General features: G+C 33.5%; 9 protein-coding genes and 2 pseudogenes. 7 read left to right on the forward strand and 4 right to left on the reverse strand.

Annotation, left to right across the window (positions count from 1 at the left end; translation table 11 throughout):
* Positions 1 to 413 precede the first annotated feature (413 nt).
* From ACFSO7_RS21585 to ACFSO7_RS24045, 3 genes and pseudogenes are all read left to right on the forward strand, one after another.
* Complete coding sequence (locus ACFSO7_RS21585; protein ID WP_377879503.1) at positions 414 to 1,331, forward strand: tyrosine-type recombinase/integrase; 918 nt, start codon at positions 414 to 416, stop codon at positions 1,329 to 1,331.
* A 478-nt stretch (positions 1,332 to 1,809) separates the two neighbouring features.
* Entirely contained in the window at positions 1,810 to 2,100 is a 291-nt protein-coding gene (locus ACFSO7_RS21590; protein WP_377879504.1) for a UPF0175 family protein, read from the forward strand.
* Positions 2,101 to 2,613 (forward strand): annotated as a pseudogene (locus ACFSO7_RS24045) (PIN domain-containing protein).
* Positions 2,614 to 3,267: 654 nt separating this feature from the next.
* Here ACFSO7_RS24045 and ACFSO7_RS21605 read toward each other — a convergent pair.
* Entirely contained in the window at positions 3,268 to 4,203 is a 936-nt protein-coding gene (locus tag ACFSO7_RS21605; protein ID WP_377879508.1) for a helix-turn-helix domain-containing protein, read from the reverse strand.
* Positions 4,204 to 5,482: 1,279 nt separating this feature from the next.
* Positions 5,483 to 6,487: a DUF3231 family protein gene (locus ACFSO7_RS21610; protein WP_377879509.1), complete on the reverse strand. Its 1,005-nt coding sequence runs from the start codon at positions 6,485 to 6,487 to the stop codon at positions 5,483 to 5,485.
* Between the two features lie 416 nt (positions 6,488 to 6,903).
* On the opposite strand from ACFSO7_RS21610, the gene ACFSO7_RS21615 reads away from it, so the two are divergent.
* Entirely contained in the window at positions 6,904 to 7,473 is a 570-nt protein-coding gene (locus ACFSO7_RS21615) for a dienelactone hydrolase family protein (RefSeq protein ID WP_377879510.1), read from the forward strand.
* A gap of 552 nt (positions 7,474 to 8,025) precedes the next feature.
* Here the strand turns inward: ACFSO7_RS21615 and ACFSO7_RS21620 are convergent.
* Positions 8,026 to 8,928: a ferritin family protein gene (locus tag ACFSO7_RS21620; protein ID WP_377879512.1), complete on the reverse strand. Its 903-nt coding sequence runs from the start codon at positions 8,926 to 8,928 to the stop codon at positions 8,026 to 8,028.
* A 195-nt stretch (positions 8,929 to 9,123) separates the two neighbouring features.
* Here ACFSO7_RS21620 and ACFSO7_RS21625 point away from each other — a divergent pair, with 195 nt between their 5' ends.
* Complete coding sequence (locus ACFSO7_RS21625; protein WP_377879513.1) at positions 9,124 to 9,930, forward strand: cupin domain-containing protein; 807 nt, start codon at positions 9,124 to 9,126, stop codon at positions 9,928 to 9,930.
* A 493-nt stretch (positions 9,931 to 10,423) separates the two neighbouring features.
* Here the strand turns inward: ACFSO7_RS21625 and ACFSO7_RS21630 are convergent, their stop codons facing one another.
* Positions 10,424 to 10,612, reverse strand: a complete 189-nt coding sequence (locus ACFSO7_RS21630; RefSeq protein ID WP_377879514.1) for a hypothetical protein — start codon at positions 10,610 to 10,612, stop codon at positions 10,424 to 10,426.
* Positions 10,613 to 12,002: 1,390 nt separating this feature from the next.
* Here ACFSO7_RS21630 and ACFSO7_RS21635 point away from each other — a divergent pair.
* Both ACFSO7_RS21635 and ACFSO7_RS21640 read left to right on the forward strand, forming a co-directional pair.
* Positions 12,003 to 12,197 (forward strand): annotated as a pseudogene (locus ACFSO7_RS21635) (HAMP domain-containing protein); the annotation flags it as partial.
* 15 nt (positions 12,198 to 12,212) lie between these two features.
* Positions 12,213 to 13,139, forward strand: a complete 927-nt coding sequence (locus ACFSO7_RS21640) for a methyl-accepting chemotaxis protein (protein ID WP_377879545.1) — start codon at positions 12,213 to 12,215, stop codon at positions 13,137 to 13,139.
* The last annotated feature ends 1,834 nt before the right edge of the window (positions 13,140 to 14,973 follow it).

Genomic DNA, 14,973 nt, shown 5'->3' on the forward strand with positions numbered 1-14,973 from the left:
TTCATCTCCTTGGTTAGGGTAGTAATATTGGAAGTTCTGTGATAGGTACTTCCATTTTACAATGAAAACGGTGGCCTTTTTCTATTTATTTGACCTATTTACTATACTAGGCACCATCAAGATATCTGGAAAAATAATCTGGCATACCTTTTGAAAAGCTCTGTGGAGAGAAATCTCTGCAGGGCTTTTTATAGTGCGCCTGAATAAAGTTGCTGCATAGCATCAATGGAAGTGAAACTGAGTTACTTAGAAAGAAGTATAAAGTTGTCAAATTTATTTGTGATACTCTTTCTCATTTCTCTTTAACTAGTAATAAATTATTTTAAAAATGGTGTATTAAAAAGAAATATCCGTTAACAATGATATTAACAGATTATTTAGTTTCAAATATTAATAGAAAAGAGGTTAATAGAATGATGAATCAAATAAGAAAATATTCGACAAGTACCATCGAAGTCATATCAAAACCAACCAGAACCATCTTAAATGAATACTTATTAAATTTACAACTAGCAAATAAGACCGAAGCCACGATTAAGAAATATCGGTGGATATTAGAGCGATTTTTTAGGGAGTGTCCTATTCCTATCGATCAGTTACATTCAGACGATGTCCAACATTGGTTAATTCAATTTTCTACAGGTAAAAAAGCCAGGATAATTGATCTTTTTCTTTCCACCCTTACTTCGTTTTTTCAATTTTGTCTTGAGAAGGATTATATAAAGAAAACGGTCATGAAAAAAAGATGGAGACCCAAGATATCGCCATCCTTACCTCAATTTCTTAATAAAAATGAGTATGCTAAAGTGATGCTAGCGGCAAAAGGCCTATCTCTTCGTGATCAAGCGTTAGTTTTATTTCTCTTTTCTTCAGGTTGTCGGCAATCGGAAGTATCGAACCTATCCATTGAAGATGTCTATTTAGATCAGCAAAAAGCTAATGTAAAGGGAAAAAAGATACGGCAAGTACATTTTTCAAAAGAGACTGCCATAGTCTTAAAGGATTATTTACAAACTCGATCTTACGTTGATACCGATCCTCTATTTTTGAACCATTCGGGTGGTCGTCTTCACCCTACTTCCATCTATGAAATTACTATTAAACTAGGCAGAAAGGCAGGGATTTCGCAAAGATTAAACCCTCGTGTTTGTAGACAGACGTTTGCAATGAACATGTTTGCAAGGGGAACTAACATTGAATTTATCTCGAATATGAAGGGAGGACATAAAAGTTTGAATTCAACACCCAACTATTTACGTATTCCAACGGAAGCCATGATTTTGCATTTAAAAAAAATGGGGTATAGAGATCCATCCATGAATGTAAAATGATCACCAAGCAGTATATAGTCCACAAAAGAATCTGAGTAACCGAATTACACTTAAACCATACCTCTCCTCTCCTTGGAAATATGATAAAGACATAAAAGCTACCGATATACGGACATGGCTCGCTCCCTTGGAAGTTTTACTGAAACTGCTTTTCTTTCACTTACATCTAATGAACATAGGATGCTAGATCCCATCCAGATATTTAGAAATTAGTATGGGGTTCGTTTGACAAGCTCTGTGGGAGAGAAATCTCTGCAGGGCTTTTATTTTTTGTTTTCAGTGGTGTTCTCATGATCATTGCTACCCCAGCCCAAAAGTAAGGTGCCATTCACCATGAAGAGAAGGAAGAAAATGAATCCAAGTAAGTTCGATAATAGTTACAGATAGGGTAATTTTTTATACGGTTGAATATGCTCGGAATATGATAAAATATGGTTAATAACAGGTTGGAATAAGTATAAAAAGGGAGTGAATATAAATGTTAGAGCCAAATGATATGAACGTTCGTTTACCAAATGAAATGATCCGAATCCTGGATAAAAGCGTCATCGGAAAAAATATTGAGGAAAAAGTACGCTTATCACTTGCTATCGGAATGTTTGTTGATCGGACAGTTACTTTAGAGCGTGCGGCTGAGCTTGCGGGTATTCCTCTTGCTAACTTTATCGATATCCTTCGTAGTAAAAGGATCACTTGGATGGAGTACACAGATGAACATTTAGAGGAAGATGAACAGGCAATTCAAAAATATATGGATGGGTTAAAGTAAATGAAAACAATTATATCAAATACTAGTCCTATCATTGCTCTCTCCATAATTGGGAAGCTATCAATATTATGGGAACTATTCGATAAAGTATATGTTCCAAAAGCAGTTCTTCAAGAACTTACGAATAGCAATCATGAAAATGATTATGGAAGAATTGAAATTCTAGAGGCTGTAAAGGGAGAAAAGGTTATTCCTTATACTGTAAAGGATGAGCTTTTGGTTTAACACATGTACGGAAAACTTCATAATGGTGAGTTGGAAACAATCGTAGGAGGAAAAGAATTAGACACAAAATTTGTCTTGATAGATGAAAGAGCTGCTAGAAATATGGCGAAAAATTTTTTCCTTACACCTATTGGCACTATAGGGATATTACGTTTAGCAAAGTCAAATGGGGTAATTGATCACATCAAGCCCTACATGGATATCCTCATTGCCAATGATTATAGGATTGGAAAACCTTTATATGAACAAGTTCTAAAGTTAGAAGATGAATGGAAGCTTTCAAAATGATGAAAACATGGGTGAACGGTGCCAGACACCATCAATTATTTAGAAACCTGTTTTGACCTAATTTTTAAAACGCTTTGGTATAGGCCTGTCGAGCAGTTATTTATTAGTCCGTCGACGACCACTATAATCAAATGGGTATAAAAAAATGAGAAGTTGTTTATAGTTAATGACAAAACCACAAGGGATGTGTTGATTTGAGGTTTAAGCGGTTCTTAGCTAGGAGGTTTCCCAAATACTTTGAACATAAAGAGATCAAATATTTGAAAAGCTTAGGAGTCAATTTTCACGAAGAAATACCCAACAATTTCATTGTTACTTTAAAAAAGAAGAAAATTAGGAGAATATTAAAAAAAGTAAATATCGACAAAATCCTAGCTGAACTAAACAAATGACAAAAAGGTCTTTTCTTTTTTTATCTCTTTAGGGGTATCTTTTGAGAAATATTTGATGAAATTGTTATATTCTGATTTCCAGAATAATCGTATCAATAAGTATAGTTTTTTCAACCTTTCAAACGTAAATATAAAGAAGCAATGTAGAGCTCTTACCGTTGCTTCTTTTGAATTCGTATCATCACTACTATTTCTTCTGGAACAAATTTCCTCATTAAGTATGATTTTGTATAAATAAGAATGAATCGTATCAGGTATCTGCCTAAGCGTATTTTAAATACTGATTTACCGAAAAGTTAGTAACCGTAACACTTTCAGACGGACTATTATGTTTAGATAATATGGCAGTTAGTTCGTTAACTAGAGAACTAGGATTTAGAACCACTAAATGATAAAGTGGAATATGATTGAGCAACTTGCCGAGATTTCCATTACTTTCGAAGGTAACGTGTAATCCGGGTAAACAAGCTAGAAACTCATTTAAATAATCACTATCATGTTTTTTCGTTTTGATGGACAAGTAAGAGTTGTTTGCAACTAATTCAATTAGAAATGAACCATTGTTTAATTCTAGCTTCCCTTCCATTTCCAGATGAAGGGTTTGATCGATTGAACTTCCCGTTGCACTTGGATTACACTGAGTTTTCCACATGTTAAAAACTTTGTCTAAAGTTTCTTTAAATTCCATTATATTAATTCGGGGTAGTAAACCATCAATACTTTGTTCAACCACATTATGAACATCATCCATTAACTTCTCCCGAATTTGATTAGGGAGTGATTGTAGTTTTTCAGCGAGAGCTAAAACGTTAGGGTCAAATAAGTTAGATACAGTTGGTACTATATTTTGAGTTTGAAGAACATTTTTTAATTCTTTATCTTGATTGTCCACTATTACGTTTGACTTATTTATATTTTTTTTCTTCGTAATTTTTGTTGTCCCTTTTCCCTGTTTTTGTTCCTCACGAATGTTTAAGCTCTTCTCTCTTATCCTAATCCACAACTGTTCATCCTCATTAAACTCTTTACAAAAATCACTAACTAATTCAGTGCTAGGGATTTTGTGCCCTCTCAAAATCAAAGAAATGTAACCAGTTGACTTATTTATAGCTTTTGCTAACTCTGAATTTGATCTACCTGTTCTTGTTTTGAAATTGTTAAACAGGTCCTGAAAGCTTGCAAATTCCTTCTTTTTCATTATTAACTCCTCCTTGTTTAAATCTAGTATCATTATTCTAGACAAAAAGAAAGAAAGATAAACATTTAATCAATATATTAGTATTTTGCTTGAATGTTAATTGTTTGTAAGAATTTTTTTAAAAATGATGCTAATGATGTAATGTAGCTAATTTTAAATAGAATAATAGGTCCTCAACTAATACGATTGAAGCACCTTCTTTAGGTGTCCAGTCAACAGCTCCTTTTAATGCTAGGGATTGGGTAAATGTTGCCAAAAGTTTAAAACAAAGAATGTCTATGTATCGGAAAAGTTGATAGCGTTTATAAAATACCCGAGGGTGCTTATAGAACAGCCTACTATATGGAAAAGCATTGAGGACCAAATTTTAGGAAAAATTATTTTAATGAGGATTATAAAATAGGATTAATATAAAATAAATAATCTTATTCAAACAGATGATCGTGCAGACTAAAAAGGAATGGACCTATCAAAAATTGTAGGAGTTAGTCAACTATACCCAGTTGATGATAATGCAGATTATATTTAATATGAAAGGGAAGTTCTAGTTGGTGGAGATATATCCATCATTTCTAGGAATCTATGAATCAGTAAAACAGCAATTAGTAAGGCTTTTTTATATTCAAGATGCCTACTAAAAAAAATAAGTTTTTTTGTAATCACCTTTAATTCGTTTTAGTAATTGTGAAAGGAGATGAAAAAATGAGTAAGCTCTCAAATGAAGAAATAACTAGATTAACTAACGATATATATCAAAAGCTTTGCTCAATGGGGGCTAATCCAGAAGATGCAAAAGAAATTGTCCAAGAATCCCTATAGAGAGAAATCTCTGTCGGGCTTTTCTCTTTTTGTATAGCTATCTCTTTTTGTTTCATCCTATCATTTTGTATAATAATAGGTAAAAAAATATAACGAAGATAGAAGAACTAAGGTCGCAGGAACCATCTAGAAATCTGGTAATGTAAATTGACATACCTTTCGAAAAGCTATGTGAAGAGAAATCTCTACAAGGCTTTTCTATTTAACATGGGAATCTGAATGAATATAAGGTGCTAGTGCTCTCGAGATATTTAGGAATAGTGTAGAAATAATAAAGTTGTTTAAAAAAGGAGTCATCCTGATTCAACAATCAGGCCATTTAATGGAATAAGTCTTTAAACAAAACTGGATATTATGTGAGAGTGTGAAAAAATGCACTTAAACCTAAAGGGACAGTTTTGTGGAAGAAGGCTCTTCTAAAAAATAAAATGCCCGACCGATTTGGAAGGGCACAATTTCTTTATTTTTGTTTTGCAATTTCCTTCCTATTCGGTCCAAGTGGGGGTTGTTCTAACCATTTATTCTTTATCATAATTTTAAACCAGTTTTTTGTAAGCATAAGATTTTGTAAAATAGTTGCCTCATATGTGGTCACTAGGTCTGTTCGCATGGCTGATGCAAGACCTGCACCATGATAATTTTGTGCAGCTTGAAACAAAAACCCCATGTGATACATTAATAATTTATCAGAAAATGGGGAGTCAGTTGAAATGGTCACTTCAGTTTCCAATGATTTTGGGACTGGTAGATTATCAGCTTGTAATATTTTTGCTAATGCTTTTATTTGTCCATCCGCCGTTTTCTCAGAATCAGTTAAAAATTTTCTTACATCTTTAGATCCTGCCACCTGGGCGAATCCGATAGAAAGGGTTTTAGCGAGAATACTTTTTTTGATGTTAATAGAAATACTAATGATTTCTGTGGCAGCAAGCGTTCTACCCTTTCCCAAAAAGCCATCTTTGAAATCATTGCTTGAAATGTATTGAGGGTGTTCATCTGCAAAATATAAGGGATCTCTTTGAAAAAGTCCTTTATCAAGCAATAACTCAATCGTCTGGTGATACATCTTTTTTGCATCATTATCACATGAGTCATAAAAATCCCTTAAGTCTTTTCTAACAGAAATGCTTAAGGCAGTGATATGCCCTAATAATCCATGTAATGTCATTACGTGTATATAATTCAGGCAGAATGCATCTGTAAACAATCTCTGTTTTCCTAAATACAAATCGGATTCATTAAATCCAATTGGAACGGGAAATCCTTCATTCTCAATAAAAGTCTTAATTTGTTTCTTTTGTTGTTCGAATGTTTTGAGAGCATCATGAAAAATTGCTTTTATAGCTTCATCTTCAATTATTGAATACATATATCTATTTACTACGTCCACCGCTGTTCCGTTTATATATTCACCCCACAATGAACCAATTTCAGAAGATGTCAGTTGCAACTTTTCCGTATCCATATTTTCACCTCCCATGTATTATTTCCCGATTAAAGATTTAATATGATTTTCTTGATTTTAATGTGTGAAGAGGGTTTCTTATTGATTTTAATAAATATGATACTTTGAATAAGGATGGATTTTATTGTTCTAAGGAGAATTAGATTGTGAAGAATTCTACTTAAAGTAACGGGGGAGCGATCCTTCCTTAAGTAAGGATCACATTATGCCAAAAATATTCAAGTTTTTATACATAACTTGTTTATTTTTGAATTATTTTCATTCCTTCAGGGAGTAAAGGGGCTGGATTATTGAAAAAGCAAGGGGAGGGTTTTTCTTAAGGTAGATATTTCTAAATCGTAAAGTTCTGGCAGGTTAAACAAGCTTTATTGTCGAAATTTAGACATATGAAATTCATTAAATTGGAGGAATAAACGATGGCAGAAATTTTGTTGTTACACCATGTTTTAGGTCGAACGAAGGGGATTGAAGCAATCGCCGATCAACTGAGAGAAGCGGGGCATACTGTGCACGTGCCAGATTTATTTGACGGCCGCATGTTTTCCTCGCTGGAGGAAGGCTTGGTATTTGTGAAGGAAATCGGATTTGACGAAGTGACGGCGCGTGGCGTTCGGGCAGCCAGCGAGCTTTCACGAGATGTCGTTTATGCTGGTTTTTCACTCGGTGTCCCGGCAGCACAGCAGCTCGCTCAAACTCGTGAAGGTGCCAGAGGCGCACTGTTTTTTCATGCCTGCCTCCCGACCTCGGCGTTCGAATCTCAGTGGCCGGTCGACTTGCCAGTGCAAATTCACACCATGAGTGCAGATCCTTTTTTCGTTGAAGACGGCGACATCAACGCGGCCCGTGAGCTTGTGGCGTCGGCCAATCACGCTGAACTTTTTCTGTACGAAGGCAAGGAACATCTCTTCACCGACAGCAGTTTACCGTCTTACGATGCTGACGCGACGAAACTTGTGATGAAGCGGGTTCTCGATTTTCTTGCATAGTTGTTAACGAAAAAATTTTCAGCAGCTGACCAAAATAGTAACAAAAGAGCAGAGCGCCTGTTTAAAAACGTAACGACTGGAGCAAATCAACTGTGATAATGGAATCACGGTAAGCTGGCGAACCAATGATGATTTATCGTAGGGCTAGTTGTGAAGTGCCTAGTTTTTGGCGCTTAGAGCTGGATTAGAAAGCGCACTTTTTATATTTTCTTATCTTTTAAAAAAGGGTAGCATCATATTACCCCCTAATTCTTTAGAAAAAAATTTTGTTTTTGCCAACTCCATATCCTTCTAGTTTGTAAAAAAGTGTACTTAAACTAACCGAGAGCTTTTCTGAAATAAGAATAGCGTTTTTTTCATGAAAAGGGCCAGATTGTAGTGTAACCCCCTAATTTCGTTGTAGATTATTACTGCGCAGCAATATGTTCATTTTCGAGGGCATTTTGTGAAAGAATGTACTTTAGTTAATGAGCATAAGGTTGTAGAAGCAGAAGGGGACAATCCCCTTCTATAACTTTTAAATCCTAATGTAATTGTCAAAATTTCAATTATTTAAATTCTTGCAAGACCTCTTTCAAATGCTGAAAGATGATTTAAAGAGGCATTACGTAGTTGAGAAAAAACGGTTCGAATATCATTAGGAATATTAAGTGATAAAAACCTTTCAGACATAGAAATATTGTCTATTTCCCCCTGAACGCCGTCAGCATATGCTGCCTTAATACTTTCTGGAGTTGTAACAAATGATTGCGATTTATCTTCAGGTAACGGTAGCTGATAACGTTCAAAAAGTGGTAATAAAGCATTTATATGCCTCATTTCAGCTTCTTTTATTTGTGCAAATGTACGTATATATCCAAAGTTTCCCAGAATATTATCATATCTTGCTTGAGCTAGGTATTCGTCTTGAAGGGCAAACGTCAACATTTGAGGTAAAGTTAATGTTGAAACACTTAATGCCCCTTTAGCACCGTAATTATTGATTTGCCTATTGATGTTTGTTTGCCTTAGATTTTTTAAAAAAGACAAGAACCATACAGCGTGATTTTGTTCGTCTGCAGCTGCGCGTCGAAACCGTTCTTTAATAATCGGATCCTTTGCTTTATCAGCTATATCTAAATAGAAATCAACAGCTTCTTGTTCATCTTTAAAAGCAAATGCTATTCCTGCTCTATAATTGTCTAGAAATTCCTCAATAATTTGAAATGAAGGCTTATTTCCTGTTAAGTTTGTATAAATTCTGCTGAATTCTTCGAGATGACGTTCTTCATCCTTTTGTTTCTCAAGAGTTCTGTTCCTTTCATCCATTGTAGGTGCCAACTTGGCTAACTTCTTATAACAAGCAACAGCACTATATTCTGCATTTATGGCTTTCTGAATATCATTTACAAGTTGAATGTCATTTGGCATACGATAATAATCATAATAATGTGGACCATAATGATTTGAATTCATGTTTGTCCTCCTTTTGTTTATCATCAACTTATCTTATGTTTTAAGTCTGGGTAGCTGTGATAGTTCATTTCTTGTATTTTTGCTTTTTACCTCTCTTCACAAATTATTCTTTAAACAAGTATTCTTATCTCGCAGTACACATTCTTAACAAGTGCATAGGATAATTTTATAAACTGTGAAGGGATTGAGGTAAAAATGTACAATAATCCTTATATGTATCCAAATCAATATCCTTATTATGTTAATGCACCAAGGTTTAACTATGGCATACAACCACCTTACTGGACTTATCCTAACGAAAGCAGATGCTACTCTTATCACTCTTTCAATGGTGATAGAAGTATTGTGTTAAAAGATTATGGAACAAAACCCTTTGTCTTTAATATCAATGAAGCAACAAAGCAAAACAATACTTATCGTACAGCTATATGGACAGGATCACATTTACAAACTACTTTAATGAGTATCGATGTTGGAGATGATATCGGTTTGGAAATGCATCCTGGCGTTGATCAATTCTTACGTATTGAACAGGGACAAGGGATTGTTCAAATGGGAAAGAGTAAAAACAATTTAAACTTTAAGAGAAATGTGTATGATGATTATGCAATATTTATACCAGCGGGTACATGGCATAATCTAATTAATACAGGTAATATTCCACTTAAACTTTATTCGATATATGCTCCCCCTAACCATCCATTTGGGTCTGTCCATGTTACCAAAGGTGATGCAATGGCTGCGGAAGAAGGTCATGGAAATGGCCATACAGATGTTTTTGGTAAGACACCAGATGAGTGGATAAAGCACACCGAATATTTAGTTTACGAAGGGCTTGAGGACGTTAAAAGAGGTATCAATGCTACACATATTTTACAAGAATTTATTCTAATGGGAGTTCTTGTTGGAAAAGGGTATTCTCCTGAAAGAGCATATGAAACAGTAGAAGAATGGGAACGGACAGGAGAATCTAAACTTCTTCAGAAAAGCAAAAATATGTAAAAATAGAATAATAGCCTCTAATTAATAACTCTTTGATAACCCCAGTTATTTCTACATTAAAAAAACGTTAGATTAACAATTAAGGAGCGCTTCAGCGATTCATAAATTTTATAAGAATCACTTTTCTTACTGAGCTTTAAGGAAATGATAATCGAAAAAGGTTTTTATAATTTTCTGTTGAGGTTATTATGTCCAAATGGTGGCTTATATTTAAGAAGAACAACTACCAAAACAAAATCATTTGCTGCGCAGTACAACGATAGTGTTAATACCTTAACCATTAAGAGGCGATTATGCTTAGCATAATTGTCTTTTTTCTTGCATAAAGAAAAAACCCCTAGTAAGATACGAAACCAAGCTATACTTGCAAGACCAACTACAATGTGCAAGTGCTCTAAATATTATAATTAACGCCATTTTGTATGGGATGGGAGCAATTAATTACACCTTACCTTTGATATAAGAATAGCTAGTTAAAATTCTTTGCGCCATCCTATTTAATAAAAACAAAAGTTGATGATTCCTTAGCGTAGGAAAACAAGGCTTTCATCATCTCGAAATTTGCTAGGATCCCATGATGAGAAACAGCTGTACCATTAATACAAGAACCACAAAATGGTAAAACCTTTTCCTCTTGTATATTTCGTAAATAAGAGACATGTTCTATAATTAAATCTTCCATCATTAATTCCTTCTGTTTATTAGAGAGGTAATCTACAAATTTCTTAATGAAGATTTTCCAATATTATTTTAGTTTTTTATTTATGGTCTGAACAAATTCCTTTATTTTGTCTAAGTCTCCATCGAAGTGATACTCTAGATTTCTATCAATTTTGTATATTCTAAACTAAGACTTATCTAAAATCACCTTTCTCTTTTCTCAAATATGAACTTCCATAGATCACCTTTCCATTCCTCATATTAGCGTATTCAAGCTCTAATTTCTCAGCAATAAACGGTAAATTGGATGGTCCAACTTCCTTTATAACTTCCATTACCTAGATTTAGATTTATGAGGTATTAAAACCGAGTGTTTCCAGTAATGTTCGTACCACTTCTGCACTTTTTACGCGCCAAACTTTAGTGAATTGAAAATTAGTATATTTTTATAGGAGTACGAATGCCTACCTCACCACTCGTAAATAAGGAGTATTTTGTAAATTTATCATCTAGTAACATGAATTGTGAATTCTTAATAACTCACTTTGACTCATACTTTCGATTAGTCCAAGCTTTTGTGTGAAATACGAACCTTTCATTTATGCATCTAGTTGTACTCACCAAATTAGTTATTTAAGAGAAATGAGGTGAAAAATTTAGTTATGACCAAATCATAAATGATAAGATGTTTTATTTGAATTAATTTTCTGAATATTGTTGTTATCCTTAGTTTACTATATTATAATAATTTTAATAAAATAAAAGAGCACGATAAACAAGGAAATTACTAACCTTAACTTTAACCAAAGGTGGACTATTCTATGACAAAATCATTATTCGGTAAAAATTTATTATTTACTATTACTAGTTCGGTTCTTTTAGGATGTATTTTAATTTTAGCAAGTTATTTTATTCAAAAAACCGTAATGACGAATAATATTGTCGAACAGGCACAGGGTGTTACTTCTCTATGGAAGAATACACTAAAAATAGAATTGGTCAAAAATGCACTCCATGATTATGATAAAAATTCAACATCAAATAAAGAGTTAATTAATAATCTGACCAAACTTTCAGATGGTAATAAGAATGTAGCACAGGGGTATTTATTTGGAGCAGAAATTGTAAATGGGAACCAAACAATGATACTACCGGGACCTAAACATCTAATGGATATTGAAGAAGTGAAATTAGGAGATATGCTTGAACAATCAGATTTTTGGATAGATGCTGCTGAACGTCTCATAAAAGAAAAAAAACCAACTTCCACTAAAGTCTATACCGATACGATAGGAACATGGGTGACAACATTAGAACCAATAATTGATGAAAATGGGGAGGTTATTGCTATATTTGGAGTGGATACCGATGCTAGTTTAATAACGGATGGACAACAGGAATTAATTCTTAAAATGACAGTAGCTCTAGTTATCTTACTGCTAGTAATCTGGAGTATTCAGTTTTTCACTTTAAGAAAAATATTTTCTCCAGTAAAAGAATTGTTTTCGGCTATTTCTGAAGTTGGAGAAGGAAAATTAAATGTTAAATTAAATGAAACTCGTAAGGATGAGTTGGGGAAATTAAGCAAGCAATTTAATAAGATGGTACAAAATATAAAAGAGATGATCCAAAGTGTAGGTGAAACATCAGAGCAGGTGGCAGCAGCCTCGCAGGAATTGTTAGCTAGTTCAGAGCAAACGCTGCTATCGACAAATGAAATTACTGTATCTATACAAGAAATTGCACACGGCATTGAATCTCAAGAAAAGGTTACCAAGGACAGTTCTCAGTCTATAAACAGAATAACTAATGATATAAAGGACATAGTTAACACATCAAACACAGTTTCAAGTCAATCAGTCAAAATGTTAAATAATGCTAAGGTCGGAGAAGAACACATAGGTATTATTACTGACCAAATGAGAACCTTAAAAGAAACAGTTAAGCAATCATCCTTCATTGTCAATGCATTAGGAGAGGAATCTAAAGAAATTGGAGATTTTGTTAAGGTTATATCAGAGATCGCGACTCAAACTAATTTACTCGCTTTAAATGCTACGATAGAAGCAGCTCGTGCGGGTGAAAGTGGGAAAGGGTTTGCTGTAGTTGCTAATGAAGTAAGGAAACTTGCAGAGCAATCGGAAAAATCTGCAAATCAAATCGCCAATGTAATTCAACATATTCAAAATGAAATCAAAAGTGCTGTAGATTCAATTGATTTAGGAACAATTGAAGTTGAAAACGGGATGAGAGTAGTAGAAAGTGCAGGAGATGCTTTTAAAAATATACTTTTATCTGCTAGAAGTGTTTCTGATCAAATCAGTTTAGTCTCAAATTCAGTAGAAAGACTATCTATAGAATCTAATCAAGTTTTAGTTAAGGTTAATGAACTATCTTTCGTTGCACAAGAATCTTCTAACAATACAGCTAATATTGCTGCAACTTCAGAACAACAAAACGCTGCAATGGAAGAAATAAAAAGATCCGCAGAATCATTAAGTAGCATTGCAATGAATATGCAACAACAAATCGATATGTTTATATACTAAAATATCAACCGAGGGATGAGCTAGTCAGAGGGAAAGTAAGCTGTTTTAAAGACACAATCTCTTGATAGCTTAAACCTGGCACTTTGATGCTAATTACAATAAAATTCATTTGGAAAGTCATTTGCAAAGACTGTGGTGCCAAGCAAAAACTTGATGATACTATTTTGTGTTGATTCAATTAGATGAAACAAAAATTCTAAAATTATCGATCCTGGACCTGAGCAAAATAACACTTTTTTGTTTAATAATATTTAACAATGAAATGCCTTAACCCCCTTTGAAGATTAATTTCAAGGGGGAAAATTTGTTGATATAATGGTAGCTTTTTAACAACAAGAACATTTCAAGTTTTTGTATACTTTGCAGAGTGGTAAAGAATGAATGTTCCGGATCGATTAAGAGAATGCTACTGAACAGAATATTGTTTATCATTATTTAAAGAAATTAGGAATCTCTCATGATGATGCTCAAGACGTGGTCTTAGAAACTGCGAATAAACTTATACTATACAATGATTCCATAAAGACAACAAAAATAAGAAGCTGGTTAATTCGAGTAGTTGGTCGACCAACAAAATCGCATTTTCCTGCCGTTCCTGAAGCCAGTAGCTGCTATAGCTATTGACAAAGAAAAATATAGAAGAAATTGGAAATGTGTATAAAAATGAATAACACTTACCAGCAATTATATGGTCCAGTATTTAAGTGAAACTGGATTTACAACTACAGAAATATTTAGAAGAGAATATAAAGAAATCAGATTTAAATGCATTACAACATAGAAATTTCTAAAACAAGTTTAAGAAGTTGAGACAAAACATTTTATGTCGAGAGTTTCTGAAATTCAGACAGTAGACAAAAAACCTATTGGGTTAATTATCTACTGCCTTATAAATTTTATTTATTCTCTGTCTTAATTACATCAAAATTATAATTCCAATTTCCATTGACCCCAATAATTTTATTAATCGCTAAATCTACATTGATTTTATCTTGATACATTTTTTCCTTAGGTAAATAAATCTCCATAACACCAGTATATTTGTTTTCTCCAACTTTAGAGAAATCTTGTTTTGAACCCCAGTTATTTACAGACGTTCCAACCTCCTATTGGGCATATAAGGAAATTGAAGAAGCAGCAAGAGCGCATTCATACACGCTTGAAGCAAATGGAGAAGAAGTATTTGTAGATAAATAAAAAATGAACTGGATCCAGAGGTTAGGAACTTCTAACTATTTGGGTCCAGTTTTTTCTTTTAAAAAGTTCAAGTAACAATACGCTTTTCAATATTGCGCCTATATAGATGTACTATCAGTTATATAAGGATCTCAAATTTACATCGCTAAGCAGGTTGTGACTTTAAAACGAAAGAATTTTACAACGATAAGACTCTTAAGAAATATCTTATGAGACATTCGAGGGCCTGATTTCACTGTTAAGTGACAAAAGCTGTAATACGATAAAGTTATTTAAAATTGCGAATTATTCTGTTCAACAATCGGGCAACGTTATTGGGCATGACTTTTAGTGGAAATTGGATACCTATGATCCAGTGTAGGATAGATTGCGAAATTTGGTACTTAAACTAATGCGAAACGGTTTAGTTAAACAAGGAAGAGGAGAAAGAAAGTTGTTGCTTCTATTCAAATCGTACTTGTTATCATTCTTTTGACAATATTCGTTTCATGTTCTAAAAACATAGAACGTAGGGATGTAGAGATTACTCCTTAACTCAAAATTAATTTAATAGAAAGAACAAAGGTATTTAGTTATAGATGTTGAAACTGTATTTTTAGTAGAAGTTAATAATATTTATTACACTGCGTTATACACG

This window comes from Bacillus sp. CGMCC 1.16607, assembly GCF_042683745.1.
Taxonomy (GTDB): domain Bacteria; phylum Bacillota; class Bacilli; order Bacillales; family Cytobacillaceae; genus Pseudoneobacillus.